We start from the raw sequence: 18,162 nt of genomic DNA on the forward strand, positions 1-18,162 counted from the left end.
CGACAGTCTAATGACCGTCGCCGACACGGCGCACAGCGGGTCCAGCCCCGCCGCTTTCGGCCCGCGCTTAAGCCGCCCGGCGCAGAAGAACAGGAGGGAAAACGGCGCCCCGGCTGCCGAACAGGCCGCCGCATTCGAACAGAAAAACGGAAGAATCGCTATGCTGGCAGTGTTTCGCGCCGCAGGCGCCGTCCGACAGACAACCCGAAGGCAGACGATGACCGACTCACCCGCTCCCAAACCGCGCCCCGTCCCCAAGCCGGCTCCTCGCCCAGCCGCCGCAGCCCCCGCTCAGCCGAGCTCGCAGGCGCTCATTGCGGCAATGAACTGCGGACGCGCAGATGACGAAGGCAATGTGTACCTGACAACCTCCAAAGGCGAAGTCGCAGTCGGCCAGTACCCGTCGGCCTCGAAAGAGCAGGCGCTTGAGTTCTACGCGCGCAGGTTCCTCGAACACGCCTCAGCGGTTGACCTGTTGGAAGAGCGCTTGGCCGCCGGCACGAAGGCGGAGGACATCATCCGCTCGGCGGCAAAGGCGCGAACCGACCTTGAAGAGGCCCGTGTTGTCGGCGACGTCGAAGGGCTCAAGGAGCGCCTCGACGCACTCGAGAAGCGCGCGGAGGACGCTGCGAAAGACCAGGCCGCAGATCACGAGAAAGCACGCGAAGAAGGCGTGAAGAAGCGCGTGAGCGTCATTGAGCGTGCAGAAGGGCTCATTGCCCAGGCGCCCGGCAGCATCCACTGGAAGAACACCTCGGCGAAGATGAGCGAACTCTTCGACGAATGGAAGGAGATCCAAAGGAGCTTCCCACGCATTCCCCGCGCACAGGACACAGAACTGTGGGACCGCTTCAAATCAGCGCGCGGAACCTTCGAAAAGATGCGCCGCGAGTTCTTCGCCGAACTCGACAAGCGCAGCGCTGAAGGCAAGAAGATCAAAGAGAAGATCGTCGAAGAAGCCGAACAGCTCGCTGATTCGACCGCGTGGCGCGAAACCAGCAGCCGCTTCCGCGAACTCATGAACCAGTGGAAGGCCTCACCGCGCGCCCAGCGCAAGGACGACGACAAACTGTGGGAGCGCTTCCGCGCCGCCCAGGACACGTTCTTCGGTGCGCGCAGCGCTGATCAAGCCGAGCGCGACGAAGAATACCGCGGAAACCTCCAGGTGAAAGAGGAGCTGCTGGCCCAAGCGCAGGCGCTTCTGCCGGTTGAAGACCACAAGAAGGCCAAGCAGCAGCTGCGCACCATTCAGGACAAGTGGGAAGAAGCCGGTCCTGTCCCCCGGGCTGACATCAGCCGCATGGAAAGCGGACTGCGCGAAGTCGAACGCGCAATCGACCAGGCAGAACACGCCGAATGGAAGCGCACCGACCCAGACAAGCAGGACCGCGCCTCGGGCATGCTCGCCCAGCTGGAGCAGCAGACCGCCCAGCTGAAGGACGAGGCCGACAAGGCAGAAGCCGCCGGCGATTCTGCCACGGCCGCAGAACTGCGCGAAGAGCTGGCCACCAAGGAGCAGTGGCTCGATCAGCTGCGCCGCACAGCTGCTGACTTCAGCTGACCGCTAAACGGCTGACGGCCCCCGGAAGTTATCCACAGCTTTCGGGGGCCTCTTGTTTCGTCGGCGCTGACCTCAGAAAGTGGATGCATGGACACGATCATTCGCACCGGGCATCCGCTGAGCGCACTCCAACTGTATTCGCTCAGGCGCGATGGCCTGCTGATACAGCTGACTGACACCGCGTGGATTCGATCGGGCGCGGTGCTGACCCCTGCGCTGCGCGCGGCAGCTCTGGGAGCCCCGCCCGTGCACGGCACCGCCTTTTCACACGCTGCGGCGCACTGGGTGTGGTGGGGCACAGCGCAGGCTCCGGCGCTGTTGGACGTCACGACTCTGAGCCGGCGCCGCGTGCGCAGAGCCCCCGAAGGCACCGCGGTGTGGGAGCGCAGTCTCAGCCGCGAGGAGTATCGCCAGTTGGGTGAGTGTCGCCTGACCGAACCGCTCAAAACGCTGTTCGACCTGGTTGTCGACTGCGTTCTGCCGATCGAGGACCTCGCTCGGCGCAGACGGGCTGCCCGCGCCGTTCTTGCACCGACCGCCCCGCAGCAGCGCAGAGCCCTGGCAGCATTGGCCGAAGACTCCTTTCGTCGTCCCGGGGTTGTTGAAATCCGCAGACTTCTGCGCTCGGTCGATCCCGCCTCGCACACGGGGCTGTGACCTGCGCAGGCGGTTTCGGCAGTCGCCCCGCGGCCACCAGCGGTGGCCGGTGACCGCGGCTATCAGCCGGTGATGCGATAGACGTCGAACACACCATCGACTTTGCGCACCGCCTTGAGAACCGTGTCCAGATGGCCCGAGTCCCCCATTTCGAAGACGAAGCGCGACTGGGCAACGCGTGCTTTCGACGTGGCGATCGTTGCCGACAGGATGTTGACGTGATTGTCGGTGAGCACCTTGGTGATATCCGACAGCAGACCCGCTCGGTCGAGTGCTTCAACCTGAATCTGCACCAAGTAGACACCGCGAGCGTCGGCCACCCATTCGACGTCAATGATCCGCTCGGGCGAGGCCTTCAGCTGAGCCACGTTGCGGCAGTCCTGCCTGTGCACCGAAACCCCGTCACCCCGGGTGACCCAGCCGATGATCTCGTCACCGGGCACGGGAGTGCAGCACCGTGCGAGTTTGATGAGGATGTCGTCCACACCCTTCACCCGCACACCCGCGGTCGACGAATGGTGTCCGCGGGACCGGCCAGAAGCATTCGACAGCGGGATGGCTGTGGTCTCTTCGGCATCCTCACTGTCGTTTTCGACTTCGCGAGCCAGCAGGTCGACCACGTGGGCGGCAGAGATGGTTCCGTTGCCGATGGCGGCGTAGAGGGCGGAGACATTGTCATAGTGCTGTCCGGTGGTGACGGCTTCGAGCGCTTCGCTGCTCATGAGCCGTTCGGCAGACAGGTGGTGCCGGCGCATGGCTCGGGCCAGCTGTTCGCGGCCGGTTTCAATGGCCTCTTCTCGGCGCTCCTTGGAGAACCACTGGCGGATCTTGTTGCGCGCTCGGGCCGAAGCCACAAAGGTCAGCCAGTCGCGGCTGGGGCCCGCGTTTTCGTCCTTTGAAGTCAGCACTTCGACGACATCGCCATTGCTCAGCGGGGTATCCAGCGGAAGCAGACGGCCGTTGACGCGCGCGCCGATTGTCTTGTGTCCCACCTCGGTGTGCACCGTGTACGCGAAGTCCACCGGGGTTGCCCCGGATGGCAGGGACACGATGTCGCCCTTGGGAGTGAAAGCGTAGACGTCCTGCGCACTGACCTGATAGCGCAGGCTGTCGAGGAATTCATCGGGGTCCTGGACGTCCTTCTGCCAGTCCATCAGCTGGCGAAGCCACGCGACCTGATCGACTTCCCCGCCGTCGCCGACTTTAGCGGTGCGGGCACCGGCAGTGCCCAGAGTCGAGGCGTTGCCGCCCCTGTTCTTGTACTTCCAGTGGGCCGCAACGCCGAACTCTGCGCGGCGGTGCATTTCGCGGGTGCGAATCTGAATCTCAACAGGTTTGCCGTACGGCCCGATGACCGTCGTGTGCAGGCTTTGGTACATGTTGAACTTCGGCATCGCAATGTAGTCCTTGAAGCGTCCGGTGACGGGGCTCCAGTGAGAGTGGACAAGGCCGAGCACGGCATAGCACTCGCGGACTGTTTCAACCAGCACGCGAACGCCCACAAGGTCATAGATGTCTTCGAAGTCGTGGCCGCGGACGACCATCTTCTGATAGACCGAATAGTAGTGCTTGGGTCTTCCGGTGATGTCGGCGTCGATGTTCGCCTCGGCAAGTTCTGCGCCGAGCTCTTTGGCGACGATGCCCAGGTACTTGTCGCGTTCGGGTGTGCGCTCGGCCACGAGACGCACGACCTCCGAATACACCTTGGGGTACAGCGCCTGGAAGGACAGGTCCTCCAGTTCCCACTTGATGGTGTTCATACCCAGGCGGTGAGCCAGCGGAGCATAGATGTCGAGGGTCTCACGGGCTTTGCGGGACGAAGATTCTGCCGATACGTACTTCCACGTGCGGGCATTGTGCAGCCGGTCGGCCAGCTTGATGACGAGCACTCGAATATCGCGCGACATCGCGATGACCATCTTGCGCACCGTCTCAGCCTGCGCGGCCTGTCCGTACTCGATTTTGTCGAGTTTTGTCACGCCGTCGACCATGACGGCGATTTCGTTCCCGAACTCTTCGCGAACATAGTCAAGTGAATAGTCCGTGTCTTCGACGACGTCGTGCAGCAGCGCAGCCGCAAGCGTAATGGGCGGCATGCCGATTTCAGCGAGGATAGTCGCGACCGCCACCGGATGTGTGATGTAGGGATCGCCGCTTCGGCGCATCTGCCCCTTGTGGGCCTTGTCTGCCAGGCGGTAGGCCCGAAGGATCACGTCCGTGTCGAGCTTCGGATGGTTCTCTTTGACGATCTGCAGCAGCGGCGCCAGGACTTTCGGCGTCTGCGGACTGTTCTGTGCGCGCGCCGTCCAAAAAGCAAAGCGACGGCTGAGTCCGCGTCGACCGGAACCTGAGTGTGGCTGTTGAGTCATCTTCCCCTCTGAAACGCCGAAGGTGCTTCCCCATTGTACGCGCGGGGAAGCACCTTCGGGGTCAGAACACGAGCCGCCGGTTCAGCGCGTCACGAAGCGACGCGCTCCTTTTCGCTTCCGGCTTCTGCAGCAGTCTCCACCAGGCGCTCCTGCTGTCGGACTTTGTGCTCTGTCCTGCGCAGAACCGCGTATAGGGGCGAGGCCACGAACAGCGTCGAAACTGTGGCGACGATCGTGCCGACGAACAGCGACAGGGCGATGTCAGTGAGAGTTCCCGCTCCCAGGAGGAACACGCCGATGAACAGAATCGCACCGATCGGCAGCGCGCCGATGGCGGTCGTGTTGATCGACCGGACAGTGGTCTGGTTGACGCCGAGTTCGACAAGCGATGAGAACGTCTGCTTGCGGTTCTTCTCAAAGTCCTTCGTGGTCTCGCGGATCTTGTCGAAGACCACCACCGTGTCGTACAGCGAGAACGAAAGCACCGTAAGGAAGCCGATGATCGCCTCGGGAGTGATCTCAAAGCCCGTTGCCGCGTAGATGCCGGTGGTGAGCACCATGACGAAGAACAGGCCGACAATCGCAGCCAGCGACATCTTGAAGGTCCGGAAGTACAGCGCCATGATGATGAGCGCAAGACCAACATAGATGACTAGTGCGAGCGTCATCTTCTTGGTGATGTTCTGCCCCCACAGCGGACCGACGAAGTTCGAGGTGACGTTCTCGGGGCTGACTTCGAAGGACTCAATGAGCGAATCGCGCACTTTCTGCATTTCGTCATCATTGAGCTGGCGCGTTTCGATCTTCAGCGAGTCGTTCGACGTCGGCACCGTGCGCGGTTCGGCACCGGGCACCGCGTCGTTGACGGCCTTGTTGGCCTGCGCTTCAGCTGAGGAGTCAACGTGGTCGACCTGGAATTCCGAACCGCCGGTGAAGGCGATGCCCAGGTTGAACGGCTCGGCGCCGGCTGCACCGCGGACAACGGGAACCAGCAGCGACAGGACCGTCAGAAGGGCGGCAAGACCCAACCACAGCTTGCCTTTGCGCACGAACGGGATCGAAACTTCGCCCGAGTGCAGCTTGTTGCCGAAATCAAAGAACTTCTTCATCAGTCTTCTCCTGCCTGTTCGGCGGCTGCGGCTTTGCGTGCGGCAAGCGATGACGATGTGTCGCGCTCCCGGCGCCTGCGCGCACCTTCTCGCCGCTGAGCTTCCTCGGCGGAGCGTCCGGTGGTCTTCTGTCGCGCTTTTTCGAGGTCAAGGCCCATGGCACCGCGGTAGGCGGCCGGCTTGACGCCCAGCTGACGTGGATCCATACCGGACATCGGGTGGCCTTCACCGAAGAACTTCGTCCGTGCCAACAGCTGCAGCATCGGGTGGGTGAAGAACACGACGATGATGACGTCGACGATCACCGTAAGCCCCAGTGTGAAGGCGAAGCCGCGCACCGAACCGACGGCGAGGATGTACAGAATGACCGCCGCCAGCATGTTGACTGCCTTCGAGGCGTAGATTGTCTGGCGGGCGCGCACCCAGCCGACTTCGACGGCAGACGTCAGACGACGGCCGTCGCGGATCTCGTCTCGGATGCGCTCAAAGTAGACGATGAACGAGTCTGCCGTCATGCCGATGCCGATGATGATGCCGGCCAGACCGGCCAACGACAGGCGGTAGCCGTAGCGCCAGGATGCGAACAGCAGCAGGAGGTAGGTGAGGATTCCCGCCGCCACGAGGCTGGCGATTGTCACAGTCGACAGCGCGCGGTACTGCAGCACCGAGTACAGGACCACGAGCAGCAGGCCGATTGCGCCTGCGATGAGACCCTTCTGCAGGTAGTCAGCACCGAGGGTGGGCGAGATCTGCTCTTCGGACTGCACCTGGAAGGAAATCGGCAGGGCACCGTTCTTGAGCTGGTTCGACAGCGTCTGGGCTTCTTCTTCAGAGAAGCTTCCGGTGATCTGCGCCCGACCGTCGGTGACAGCTGACTGCGATGCCGGTGCTGAGAGCACGAGCCCGTCGAGTTCGATTGCGAACTGGTTGTACGGCTGCTGCAGGCCGGTGATTGTCTGCGTGATTTCGCCGAACACTTTGCGGCCGACGTCGTCGAACTCCATAGTGACGGCCAGGCGGTTGGTCTGCTGACCCGACGACGAGGTTTCGAAGCCGTAGGAAGCGTCTTTGACGTGTTCACCGGAAAGCTCAACCGGGCCGAGCACGAATTTGGCCGATCCGTCTTGCGCACATTCAACGACGACTTCGTCAGCCGGGGTTTGCTTGCCGCCTGTGCGGTTGGCCGGATCGGTGCAGTCGAGCTCGGTGAATTCCTTCATCACCTTCTGCGACTGCCAGCTGTTGTCGGTCATCGGGTCAAAGCGGGGACGCTTGCCGTCGTCATCTTTGCCCTCTGTGCCTTTGGGCTCGGCAGAGGGCGATTCTTCAGCGGGCTTCTTGGCGTCTTCGCCATCAGCCGGAGCGGATGCGGTTCCGCCGCCCTGGGGCGCTTCACCGTCCTGCTGCTCACCTTCCTGATCTCCGATGAGGTCCTCAATCCGCTTCTGGTCTTCTTCGGACAGCTCGTCGGATTTCTTCTTCTGTGAATCCTCTTGTTCTTTCTGCTGCTTTTCCTGAGCAGCAGCGGATTCGGGCGGGCCGACGAAGGCTACGCGGCGGAAGGACAGCTGAGCTGATGAGCGGACGAGGTCTCGGGTCTTTTCGTCAGGGTTGCCCGGCAGGTTCACGACGATGTTGCGGTCGCCCTGAGTGGAGATCTCAGCTTCCGACACGCCCGTGGAGTCGACGCGCTGTCGGATGATCTCGACTGCCTGTTCCAGCTGTTCTTTGGTCACCTGCTGATCTTTGATCTGGGGTTCCAGGATGATCGAGGTGCCGCCTTCGAGGTCGAGGGCGAGCTTCGGGGCCCAGGTTGCCGAGGAGAACACGGCCCCCAGGGCAACCAGGCCAGCCAGCAGTGCTGAGAAGACCCCAAGCACTGCGAAGCTGCGTCCGGGGCGAGCTTTTTTATCTGAAGCGGACACGGTCTGCTTTCTGGTTGGTGTTACTTGGTGTCGTCTGAGCTGTCGGCGTCGTCGCCCTTTGCGCGCTTGGCTTCGTTGTGAGCGTCGAGTTCGGCGTCGGTGATGCTGGGTTCGGAGTTCTTCAGCGGCGATTCATCGGCGTCGTCACGCTGAATGGGTCCCTGATGGGAACTCTGCTCCGCAGGTGCTGCCGGTTCGTTCGCTTCGATATGGCCGATGGACCGACGGTGGATGATGAGCTGGGTTCCGGGGCCGGATTCGATTGTCACCTGGTTGGTCTCTTCGTCAACCGAGACGACGGTGCCGAAGATTCCGGCACCGGTCATGATGCGTGCACCGGGTACGAGACCGCGGGCGATCTGCTCCTGGTGGGCCTTCTGCTTGCGGCGGGAGCTGACCATCATAAAGATCAGCAGCGCGCCGAGGGCGAGCATAATGAGGACATTGGGGTTCACCGGAAACCTCTTTCGCTTATGGGGTCAGAACAAACCTCGGATATTCTACCGTCGACGTCAATCACTCCGAAAACCGTCGTCGAGCGCCCCTGTTGGCAGGCCTTCTCAGAACATTTGAGAAAAAGCACCCTCGGGCGGGGTGAGGCCGATGTGCTCCCACCCTTCCGCGGTTGCTATTCGGCCGCGCGGGGTGCGCGACAGCAGGCCTTCGCGCACGAGGAACGGTTCGGCGACCTCTTCGACCGTTTCGGATTCTTCGCCGACTGACACCGCGAGGGTCTGCAGACCCACCGGTCCCCCGCCGAAACGACGACAGAGTGTGTCGAGCACCGCGCGGTCCAGGCGGTCGAGACCGCGACTGTCGACCTCGTAGACTTCCAGGGCCGACTGGGAAGCGTGCAGATCGATGACGCCGCTTCCGCGCACCTGGGCCCAGTCGCGTACGCGCCGCAGCAGGCGATTGGCAATGCGCGGAGTGCCGCGAGAGCGTCCGGCGATTTCTGCCAGCCCTTCAGAATCGGCTTCGATGCCGAGCATGCGCGCTGATCTGCGCAGAACAATGAGCAGGTCTTGCGGCGAATAGAAGTCCAGGTGGCCCGTGAAGCCGAACCGGTCGCGCAGGGGCGCGGGAAGCAGACCGCTGCGAGTAGTCGCACCGACCATAGTGAACGGCGGAAGGTCCAGCGGAATCGCGGTGGCGCCGGGGCCTTTGCCCACAATGACGTCGACCCGGAAGTCCTCCATGGCCACGTACAGCATTTCTTCGGCGGCACGGGCCATTCGGTGCACTTCGTCGATGAAGAGCACCTCGCCTTCTTCGAGCGAGGACAGGATCGCGGCGAGATCCCCCGCGTGCTGCACAGCAGGACCCGAAGTGATGCGGATCTGCGAGTTCATTTCGTGGGCGATAATCATCGCCAGCGTTGTCTTGCCCAAGCCCGGCGGCCCGGAGAGCAGCACGTGATCGGGAGCCTTGCCGCGAGCTCGCGCTGCATCGAGCACAAGAGACAGCTGCTCGCGAACCTGGGGCTGTCCCGTGAAGTCATCCAGGCCCTTGGGGCGAAGGGCGGCTTCGGCTGCGCGCTCATCCGAACCGGCGCCGGCGCTCATGAGCCGTTCAAGTTCGGCCGGCGTCGGTTCGTCGCCGCCGAAGTCGATTTCGTAGCCGTCGCTCATCGCTTCTTCCCGAGAGTGCGCAGGCTGGCTTTGAGCAGGCTGCTGACATCGCTGTTGGCATCGTCTTCAGCCGCCGCTTCCACAACAGGTTGGACGTTTGCCTCTTTCCATCCCAGGCCGATAAGCGCCTGCACGACTTCTGCGATGATCGACTGTTTGCCAGCAGCCCGTGGAGCAGAGCCCGCACCCGTCGGTGCGGCCGTGATCTTTCCGGATAGCTCCAGCACCAGGCGTCCGGCGACCTTCGGCCCAACACCCGGTACGCGCGTAAGGGCCTTGGTGTCTCCGTCTTCTACCGCGGCGGCGAGCTCGCCGGGGGTGAGGACCGCCAGCACCGCCATGGCCAGCTTGGGGCCAACACCCGATGCCGACTGCAGGGCAACGAAGGTGTCTCGTTCATCACGGGAGGAAAAGCCGAACAGCGTCAGCGCGTCTTCACGAACAACGAGCTCCGTGTGAATGCCGACCTCTTGACCGTGCCGAACGCCGCTCAGAAGCGACGGGCTGACAAAGACTTTGCGCCCAATCCCGTAGGTGAGAACGACAACGGAGTCAGCGTGGATCGATTCAACGCTTCCCTGAATAAAGCTGATCAACAAAAACCCTCAGAGTTTTAGAACAGGTGTGCGAAAACAGTATGCCACTTCGTCAGCGTGATTTGGCGGTCCGAATCGCCGCGGCCCACTGTTCCTGCGCCTTTGTCATGCCCGAACCCTGCAGACCCTGCGCCCGCCGGGCCAGGACGTCCTTTGTCGAACCGGGGGTCGACTGCGCTCCCACCGCCCCGCGCCACAGGTGGCAGATGGCGACTGCCAGGGCGTCTGCGGCATCGGCGGGCTTGGGAGGAGCGTTAAGTCTGAGAATACGGGTGACCATGCTCGTCACCTGCTTCTTGTCCGCTCGCCCGTTGCCGGAAACAGCTTTTTTGATTTCCGATGGGGTGTGCATGGCCACCGGGATTCCGCGACGAGCCGCAAGGCCCATGGTGAGCCCCGAAGCCTGCGCTGTTCCCATAATCGTCGAAACGTCCGAACGCGCAAACGGCCGCTCGATTGCAACGACGTCCGGCCTGCAGTCGTCGAGAAAGCGGTCGAAGGCATCCGCAATCAGGCCCAGCCTGACATCTGACGCTCCGTAGGCGTCGGTGCGAATGACGTCGACTGCCACGAGCGACGGCCGGGATGCGCGCCCGGAGTCGATGACCCCGATACCGCAGCGGGTCAGCCCGGGATCGACGCCGAGGACACGCATGTCAGTCTTCGGCTAGGGCAGCCGCTGTGTCGTCGGAGATGTCAGCGTTGTCGTAGATGTTCTGCACGTCGTCGAGGTCTTCGATCGCATCGACGAGCGCGGCAAGCTTGCGTGCGTCTTCGACCGACAGCGGAACTTCGACGTTCGGGACGAAGGCAAGGTCAGCGCTGTCGTAGTCAATGCCGGCTTCCTGGAGGGCAGATCGGACGGGCACCAGATCGGTGGCCTCCGAGATCACCTCCCAGGTTTCGCCCTGGTCTTTGACCTCTTCGGCACCTGCGTCCATTGTGGCTTCGAGGATCGCCATGTCATCAGCCGCAGACTGCTTGACCACGACGACGCCCTTGCGCGCAAAGTTGAAGGCGACCGAACCGGGGTCGGCCAGGTTGCCGTTGTTGCGGCTGACCGCAACGCGGACGTCAGAGGCGGCGCGGTTCTTGTTGTCGGTCAAGCACTCGATGAGCAGGCCAACGCCGCCGGGCCCGTAGGCTTCGTAGGTGATGGGGAAATATTCGACGCCGTCGCCGTCGAGACCGCCGCCGCGCTTGACTGCGCGTTCGATGTTGTCAGCCGGAACGGAGTTCTTCTTGGCCTTCTGAATCGCATCGAACAGGGTGGGGTTGCCTTCGACGTCGGGACCGCCGGCGCGTGCCGCGACTTCGATGTTTTTGACCAGCTTCGCGAAGAGTTTGCCGCGCTTTGCGTCAATAGCGGCCTTCTTGTGTTTAGTCGTAGCCCATTTTGAGTGACCTGCCACGAAATCTCTCCTCGCGTTCGATTGATGTCCGGTCTACATTGTAAGACCACCACCGGGGCAAAGCGGCCGGCCGTCTACTCCGCACCGCCGGGACCGTTCAGGGGCAACGGCGATACGGGCTCCACGCCCGCACAGACAAGGTCGATGAGGAAAGGCAGTTCGGGCGGGTAGATCACCTCGGAAGACTTCTCGACTTCCTCTTTCGACCACCAGCGTGCACCCGTGATGGCGGCCTTTTCCCTATCACTCCACATGGCTTCGTCAAGATCGATGTCTTCGGTGAAGCGCATGCCGAAGTACACCTCGTCCTGCACCAGCACACCGGTTGAGAACTGGATGGACACACGGCACGTGGCCAAGGGGCCCAGAAGATCAGACGGTTCACATTCAATGCCGGTCTCTTCGGCGAGTTCCCGGGCCGCAGTCTGCTTCGAGGTCTCCCCCAGTTCAGCTCCGCCGCCTACGGTGAACCAGTAGCGTCGCGAATGATCCCCCAGGTCGCGGCACTGGAGCATGAACACTTCGTCTTCAGCATTGAGAAGCACCACGCGGGCAGCCGTGCGGACCTTCATACCGTGTCCTCCGATTTCACGCTCAGGAAAACCGAGCGCATTCTCTGAAAAACAGTCACAAGGGCACCGGCGGCAACCAGTGCAAGTGCGCTAGTGAGCACACTATACGGCGCCCCGAGGCCGACACAACCGGCGGCGACGAGCACCACGATCAAACGCTCCGTGCGCTCCATCAGCCCTCCGGACCCATCGCCTCCGACAGCCTCACCTCGGGCGCGGGTGTACGAGACCGTGAACGCGAAGACCAAAGCCGACAGAGCCAGTCCTCCCGCGGCCGCCCGGCCGCTGAGGAAGGCCGCTGCGGCCAGGCTGCCGAACACCGCCCCGTCGGCAATCCGATCCAGTGTCGAATCGAGAAAGGCGCCCCACCTGCTGGTGGTGCCGCGGAGTCGGGCGAGTGTCCCGTCGAGCATGTCGAACAGAACAAAGAACGTCACCGCGAGAGTACCCAGAAGGTAGTGCTGCAGCGGGTACAGGACGGCAGCCGACACTGCGGTGCCAACGGTCCCGATCACCGTGATCGCGTTAGGCGTAAGCCCCAATCGGCCGAGTACAGCCGCAACTGGTCGCGTGCAGACTTCGACCGCACCTCGGAGCTTAGAGGTGAGCATCGCCGTTATGGGGTTCCTGCCGGTTCCATTCTTCGCTGTAGAGCTTCTGCACCTGCCCGTGGACCAGCGGCAGCGCCTTAGTCTCGGCGATGATCGGGAAGAAGTTTGCATCCCCTCCCCACCGCGGCACGATGTGCTGGTGCAGATGAGCGGCAATCCCCGCACCGGCGACCGCACCCTGGTTCATGCCCAAGTTGAAGCCGTGCGGCGAGGACACCGCCCGGATCACGCGCATCATCTTCTGCGACATCTGCGCGACTTCAACGGTTTCCGCGGGTGTCAGGTCCGTGTAGTCGGCAACATGGCGGTACGGACACACGAGCACGTGGCCCGGATTGTACGGGTACAGGTTCAGGATGACGAAGGCGTGTTCTCCGCGAGCCACGATGAGACCGTCTTCGTCGCTGCGCTCAGGTGCGGCACAGAACGGGCAGGACTGCTCGCTTGAGTCGGCGGGCTTGTCTTCGCCGCCGACGTAGACGAAGCGATGGGGAGTCCAGAGTCTCTGCAGCCCATCGGGTTCGCCGGGAAAGCCGGCAGCCGCTTCAGGTTCGGGAATGCCCGTCATCAGACCTGCGCCCGATCTTCAATGGCCTTGACGATCCGCTCTACGGCTTCGTCTACCTGCACGCCGTTGTCCTGACTGCCGTCGCGGAAGCGGAAGGACACCGCACCGGCGTCACGGTCTTCGCCGCCTGCAATGAGTGTGTAGGGGACCTTGGACTTCGAAGCGTTGCGGATCTTCTTGGGGAAGCGGTCATCGGAGGTGTCGACTTCGACGCGCACTCCCCTGGCCTTGAGCTTTTGGGCAATGTCCCAGCAGTAGTCGTCGAACTCATCGGCCACCGGGACGAGCACCGCCTGCACCGGTGAGAGCCACACGGGGAACGCGCCCGCGTAGTGCTCGGTGAGCACGCCGATGAAGCGCTCAATCGAACCGAACTTGGCCGAGTGGATCATGACGGGGCGGCGGCGCGTGCCGTCTGAGGCGCTGTATTCGAGGTCGAATCGCTCCGGCTGGTTGAAGTCCATCTGGACTGTCGACATCTGCCAGGTGCGGCCGATGGCGTCACGGGCCTGCACGGAGATCTTCGGGCCGTAGAAAGCGGCACCGCCCGGGTCCGGAACAAGCTCAAGTCCCGTGGCTTCGGCGACTTCGCGCAGGGTGTTTGTTGCGATTTCCCACTGTTCGTCCGTGCCGATGAACTTGTCTTTCTTCGCACCGTCGACTTCGCGAGTGGACAGTTCGAGGTAGAAGTCGTCCAGGCCGAAATCCCGCAGCAGGGACAGCATGAAGTCCAGCAGGTGCTTGATTTCAGCTGCCGCGTCCTCTTCTGCAACGTAGGAGTGCGAATCGTCCTGGGCGAAGCCGCGCACGCGCGTGAGACCGTGGATCACACCGGACGGTTCGTCGCGGTACACCGTGCCGAACTCGAACAGCCGCAGCGGGAGATCGCGGTAGGAGCGCCCGCGGGAACGGTAGATGAGGTTGTGCATGGGGCAGTTCATCGCCTTCAGGCGATAGTCAGTGCCCTCGTGGGTGACGGTGCCGTCCTCGGCGATGTGCTTGTCGACGGTGAACGGCGGAAACATGTTCTCGCCGTAGTACGGCAAGTGGCCCGAGGTGTAGTACAGCGCTTCTTTTGAGATGTGCGGGGTGCCCACGTACTCGAAGCCCTCTTCGATGTGGCGCTGGCGGACGTAGTCCTCCATAACCCTTTTGATGACGCCGCCCTTGGGGTGGAATACCGGCAGGCCCGAGCCGAGTTCGTCCGGGAAGGAGAACAGGTCGAGCTCCGCTCCGAGTTTGCGGTGGTCGCGCCGTTCAGCTTCTGCGATGCGCTCCTGGTATGCGCGCAGTTCGTCTTTGGAGGGCCAGGCGGTTCCGTAGACGCGCTGCAGGCTCGCATTGGACTGATCGCCCCGCCAGTAGGCGGCGGAGGATTTGGTGACCGCAAAGCCGTTGCCTATGAGCTTGGTTGACGGCAGATGGGGTCCCCGGCAGAGGTCTTCCCATACGATGTCGCCCTTGCGGCTGCGGTTTTCGTAGATGGTCAGCTGGCCGCCGCCGACTTCGACGCTCGCGCCTTCAGCGCCCTTGCCTTTGTCTTCGACGAGTTCGAGTTTGAAGGGTTCGTCTGCCAGGCGGCTGCGGGCTTCGTCGTCGCTGACTTCGACCCGGTGGAAGGTCTGACCTTCTTTCACAATCCGCTGGCAGCGCTTTTCAATGGCTTTGAGGTCCTGCGGTGTGAACGGCTCTTCGACTTGAAAGTCGTAGTAGAAGCCGTCGGTGATGTAGGGGCCGATGCCCAGTTTGGTGCCGGGGAACAGCTCCTGCACGGCCTGGGCAACAACGTGTGCGGTGGAGTGGCGAAGAATGTTCAGTCCTTCTTCGCTGCTGATGCTGATGGGCTCAACAACATCACCGGGCTGCAGCTGACGGACCAGGTCGCATGATGCGCCGTTGATCCAAACTGCCACTGTCGTCGGGTCGGATGCAAAGAGCTCGGTGCTCGTCATCCCTTCGGTGTAGGGAATTTCTTCTCCGGCGACAGTCAGCGTGTCAGACACGGCTTCTCCTTATACGTGGTCGTTTCAGCGCTTCTACTGTACCCGCTGGCGGCTGTGGTCTCGTTGCTGATCGGCACTCGATTAGGAAACTCCGCCGCAGCGCGGGGGCACTGAGTGAGTGATCTGCCCGATGACGAGCGAAGCGGGGCGGGAACACAGTGTTCCCGCCCCGCGCTTATAGCCGTGCTTCGGCTGGTGTCACTTGATCTTGAAGGACTGCTGGTCGCGGTAGTCCTCACTGGTCATCAGCAGTGTGATCTCAGCCTCTTCTGCAGCTTTAGGCTCAATCGCCTGTGCAGTGTAGAACTCTTCGACTTCGTCAGGCTTGATCGGGTTCTTGTCGAAGTCGAGGATCGGGCTCGACATCTCCCTGTCCCCAACCTGTCCATGAACGGAATTCGAGCAGTCGGCGCCGCCTGCGAAGCATTCGACCCTGCCCTTGCCGGGCTTCAGCGGCTTGTCCGAGACGTTCTTCATGAAGTACTTGATAACAAGAACTTCACGGTTGGCGAACGTCTGGGGGCTGACGGTGTCTGCAGCCTTGCCGCTGGTGATCAGCGCATGAATCTCAATGTCCTTGAATGTGCCGATTTTGGTGGCCTTGTCGATCTCTGCATCGAAGTCGCCGCCCTTAGCACCTTCACCCTCGGGCGCAGAGTCCCCTCCAGCTTCGTCATCTTCCCCGGGAACGGCCGGAGCTTGGGTCTCACCGCTGGGGCTGCTCGGCGAAGCAGTGTTGCTTTCGGATCCGATGCCGACAGCCATCATGATGATGAGAACCACAATGCCGATCAGGCCGAGCGCGGTGGTCACGAAGCCCAGAATAAGTCCGGTCAGGCCCATGCCCCTGTTGTTTGCCTGTCCGTTCTTGACCGCTTTGAGGCTCATGAAGCCCGTGACGATTGCGACGATGCCAGCAAGCGAGACAACGAAGCCCACAACACCGGAAACCAGCGAGATGACGCCGAGGCTGTTCTTCTCGGTTGAACCGGCCGCGCCGGCAGCACCGTACATGTTGTTGCCATCATAGGCCTGCGGGCTCTGCTGGTAGTCCGCGAAATCACCCTGGCTGCCGACAGGCTGCTGGGCCGTCTGAGGCTGGCTGTTGCCGAAGTCAGCCTGCGAATACTGGTTGCCGTAGTCGCCCTGTCCGTAATTGCCCTGGCTGTAGTCGCCCTGGCCGGAGCTTCCGGTGCTGCTTCCTGACGGGTCGGGGTTGGCCCCGTTGGATCCGTCGTAACTGCCCTGGCTGTAGTCGCCCTGACTGGGGTTTCCGACGCTGCTGCCTGACGGGTCAGGGTTAGCCCCGCTGGAACCGTTCTGCGGGTTGGAGTCGTTCTGACCTGAAGGGGTATCGCTCATAGGGTTTCCTTACGTTTATAGTCGGGCGTTTCATTCGAGACCGATTTACATCGAACTTTCAGGACCTCATCAGCATAGCGCCAAACGGACCCAGAATTTCCAGAGCAGATCATACCCACGTGGGACACCGGCGTGATGCGTTCGTCGCGCAAGCAGGCACGAGGAGCAATTCCCAGTTGAGCACTTCGGCCCATTCTTCACCCGTGAGACTTCGACAGAAGCTGCCGACACGCAGCCGCGTATCCTCACTGACAACTCGGGGGTTCACACCCGACTGGCGGTTACCCGGACCTATTTTCTAAACCCTGCGCGCCTAGGCCCGCGGTACTAATTTTTCTGGGTACTATGCATGCAGACAGATGCCTTTGGGCCTGTCCTCATCGCGCTCTACCCGAAAGGCATGAAAACTTGAACGCACCCTATGCACCCGGCCCCGCAGCGTCCTGGTATGCCCCTGCCCCCGCACCCCCGGCGAAGGAAAACAATACTGTCGGCCTGGTCGGGTTCATCGTCTCTGTCGTCGGCTTCATTTTCGCGTGCATTCCCTTCGCGCTGATCGTCGGTTGGATTCTCCTGCCGACTGCCTTCATCTTGAGCATTGTTGCCCTGTGTCTGAAGGACAAGAAGAAGGGCTTCGGCCTGGCCGGCCTCATCATCTCCATCATCGGCACCATCATCGGCTTCATCGTTTTCATCGCCGTGGTTGCAACAGCGGTTGGCGGTGCCTTCTCCGACGACACCTCAGTCTCGGCGCCTGTTGAAAAGCCGACCTCAGCTGACGATGCCCTCGAGGCTGAAGAAGCCGACGAAAAGGGCACCCGCACCAACCCGCACCCGCTGGGCAGCACGGTCTCGACCGATGAGTGGACGGTCAAGGTCAACAGCGTGAACCTCAACGCCAACAAGGCCATCGCGTCCGAAAACGAGTTCAACGAACCTGCATCCAAAGGTGAGGTTTATATCCTCGCAAACGTAACGATCAAATACACCGGCACCAACCCGGACGGAGCCATGCCTTTCGAGATCATCGAATACGTGACCGCGAGCGGCACCACGGTCGACTCTTATGACACGCTCGTTGTCGCACCGGATGAGCTCGATTCGACGACCACCCTGTACGAAGGCGCTTCGATCACAGGCAATATCGCATTCTCTGTTCCCGCCGACAGCGCAGACGAGGGCGTACTGGCCGTCGCTCCCGGACTGTTCGGAGACAAGGTGTTCGTCGCCGTAAAGTAACGACGCAGACAGCAACGCGGGGCAGAATCGTTTTGCCCCGCGTCTGTGCTTTCCCGCTCGGACCGGTGAGTCCGACAGGATCCCTAAGCACCACTGTCCGAAGCCCGCGGATTTCCCGTGTTTGCAAAGAAAAAGCCGGGGCTTTAACCCCGGCTGTCTGTGCGCGATACTGGGATCGAACCAGTGACCTCTTCCGTGTCAGGGAAGCGCGCTACCGCTGCGCCAATCGCGCCTGTTTAAGGCTATTCAGTTGTGGAGCGAACTCCGTGCGCGATACTGGGATCGAACCAGTGACCTCTTCCGTGTGAAGGAAGCGCGCTACCGCTGCGCCAATCGCGCCAGCCCTGTTTCGAGGTGGCGACGGGATTCGAACCCGTGTATACGGCTTTGCAGGCCGCTGCCTCGCCTCTCGGCCACGCCACCAGAGGCGACCGCCATATCTGGCGAACCAGAGCGGATGACGGGACTCGAACCCGCGACCCTCACCTTGGCAAGGTGATGCTCTACCAACTGAGCCACATCCGCGCAGTGCACTTGTGAAGTTTTC

General features: G+C 62.1%; 16 protein-coding genes and 4 tRNA genes. 3 read left to right on the forward strand and 17 right to left on the reverse strand.

What is annotated here, in order from left to right:
- Window positions 1-10 precede the first annotated feature (10 nt).
- Both GC119_RS02330 and GC119_RS02335 read left to right on the forward strand, forming a co-directional pair.
- Window positions 11-1,561, forward strand: coding sequence for a DUF349 domain-containing protein (locus GC119_RS02330; protein WP_226829181.1), 1,551 nt, complete (start codon window positions 11-13; stop codon window positions 1,559-1,561).
- Window positions 1,562-1,648: 87 nt separating this feature from the next.
- The gene (locus tag GC119_RS02335) at window positions 1,649-2,218 is read left to right on the forward strand and encodes a hypothetical protein (protein ID WP_070572516.1); all 570 of its coding nucleotides are present in this window, start codon (window positions 1,649-1,651) and stop codon (window positions 2,216-2,218) included.
- A 62-nt stretch (window positions 2,219-2,280) separates the two neighbouring features.
- Here GC119_RS02335 and GC119_RS02340 read toward each other — a convergent pair whose 3' ends face one another.
- From GC119_RS02340 to GC119_RS02400, 13 genes are all read right to left on the reverse strand, one after another.
- Window positions 2,281-4,587, reverse strand: a complete 2,307-nt coding sequence (locus tag GC119_RS02340; protein WP_070572514.1) for a RelA/SpoT family protein — start codon at window positions 4,585-4,587, stop codon at window positions 2,281-2,283.
- Window positions 4,588-4,676: 89 nt separating this feature from the next.
- Complete coding sequence (gene secF / locus GC119_RS02345; protein WP_070572512.1) at window positions 4,677-5,696, reverse strand: protein translocase subunit SecF; 1,020 nt, start codon at window positions 5,694-5,696, stop codon at window positions 4,677-4,679.
- A complete protein-coding gene (secD, locus tag GC119_RS02350) occupies window positions 5,696-7,621 on the reverse strand; it encodes a protein translocase subunit SecD (RefSeq protein WP_070572510.1) in 1,926 nt (641 codons plus the stop codon). The genes secF and secD overlap by 1 nt, the downstream gene beginning before the upstream one ends.
- A 20-nt stretch (window positions 7,622-7,641) precedes the next feature.
- A complete protein-coding gene (yajC, locus tag GC119_RS02355) occupies window positions 7,642-8,076 on the reverse strand; it encodes a preprotein translocase subunit YajC (protein ID WP_070572509.1) in 435 nt (144 codons plus the stop codon).
- Between the two features lie 105 nt (window positions 8,077-8,181).
- Complete coding sequence (gene ruvB / locus GC119_RS02360; protein ID WP_070572507.1) at window positions 8,182-9,252, reverse strand: Holliday junction branch migration DNA helicase RuvB; 1,071 nt, start codon at window positions 9,250-9,252, stop codon at window positions 8,182-8,184.
- Entirely contained in the window at window positions 9,249-9,851 is a 603-nt protein-coding gene (gene ruvA / locus GC119_RS02365) for a Holliday junction branch migration protein RuvA (protein WP_226829183.1), read from the reverse strand. Before ruvA ends, ruvB begins: the two co-directional genes overlap by 4 nt.
- A 49-nt stretch (window positions 9,852-9,900) precedes the next feature.
- On the reverse strand, window positions 9,901-10,503 hold the full coding sequence (ruvC, locus tag GC119_RS02370; RefSeq protein ID WP_070572503.1) for a crossover junction endodeoxyribonuclease RuvC: 603 nt from the start codon (window positions 10,501-10,503) through the stop codon (window positions 9,901-9,903).
- A gap of 1 nt (window position 10,504) precedes the next feature.
- On the reverse strand, window positions 10,505-11,260 hold the full coding sequence (locus GC119_RS02375) for a YebC/PmpR family DNA-binding transcriptional regulator (protein ID WP_070572502.1): 756 nt from the start codon (window positions 11,258-11,260) through the stop codon (window positions 10,505-10,507).
- 74 nt (window positions 11,261-11,334) lie between these two features.
- Window positions 11,335-11,832 (reverse strand): NUDIX hydrolase, encoded by a 498-nt coding sequence (locus tag GC119_RS02380; protein ID WP_070572500.1) that lies wholly within the window; start codon window positions 11,830-11,832, stop codon window positions 11,335-11,337.
- Window positions 11,829-12,443, reverse strand: a complete 615-nt coding sequence (pgsA, locus tag GC119_RS02385; protein WP_070572498.1) for a phosphatidylinositol phosphate synthase — start codon at window positions 12,441-12,443, stop codon at window positions 11,829-11,831. The genes GC119_RS02380 and pgsA overlap by 4 nt, the downstream gene beginning before the upstream one ends.
- Entirely contained in the window at window positions 12,430-13,011 is a 582-nt protein-coding gene (locus GC119_RS02390) for an HIT family protein (protein ID WP_070572496.1), read from the reverse strand. Before GC119_RS02390 ends, pgsA begins: the two co-directional genes overlap by 14 nt.
- The gene (thrS, locus tag GC119_RS02395) at window positions 13,011-14,963 is read right to left on the reverse strand and encodes a threonine--tRNA ligase (RefSeq protein ID WP_370919376.1); all 1,953 of its coding nucleotides are present in this window, start codon (window positions 14,961-14,963) and stop codon (window positions 13,011-13,013) included. The genes GC119_RS02390 and thrS overlap by 1 nt, the downstream gene beginning before the upstream one ends.
- A gap of 249 nt (window positions 14,964-15,212) precedes the next feature.
- Entirely contained in the window at window positions 15,213-16,376 is a 1,164-nt protein-coding gene (locus GC119_RS02400; protein WP_151952324.1) for a DUF4190 domain-containing protein, read from the reverse strand.
- A 408-nt stretch (window positions 16,377-16,784) separates the two neighbouring features.
- Between GC119_RS02400 and GC119_RS02405 the strand changes: the two genes are divergently transcribed.
- On the forward strand, window positions 16,785-17,615 hold the full coding sequence (locus GC119_RS02405; protein ID WP_226829185.1) for a DUF4352 domain-containing protein: 831 nt from the start codon (window positions 16,785-16,787) through the stop codon (window positions 17,613-17,615).
- Window positions 17,616-17,775: 160 nt separating this feature from the next.
- Here GC119_RS02405 and GC119_RS02410 read toward each other — a convergent pair.
- The 4 genes from GC119_RS02410 to GC119_RS02425 all read right to left on the reverse strand — a co-directional run bounded on the left by GC119_RS02410 (window position 17,776) and on the right by GC119_RS02425 (window position 18,140).
- A tRNA-Val gene (locus tag GC119_RS02410) sits at window positions 17,776-17,847 on the reverse strand.
- A gap of 35 nt (window positions 17,848-17,882) precedes the next feature.
- Window positions 17,883-17,954: transfer RNA gene (locus GC119_RS02415), tRNA-Val, on the reverse strand.
- 13 nt (window positions 17,955-17,967) lie between these two features.
- Window positions 17,968-18,038, reverse strand: a tRNA-Cys gene (locus GC119_RS02420).
- A gap of 29 nt (window positions 18,039-18,067) precedes the next feature.
- A tRNA-Gly gene (locus GC119_RS02425) sits at window positions 18,068-18,140 on the reverse strand.
- Window positions 18,141-18,162 lie beyond the last annotated feature (22 nt).

Origin of the sequence: Brevibacterium sp. Marseille-P9724, assembly GCF_902500275.1 — a bacterium.
GTDB lineage: Bacteria > Actinomycetota > Actinomycetes > Actinomycetales > Brevibacteriaceae > Brevibacterium.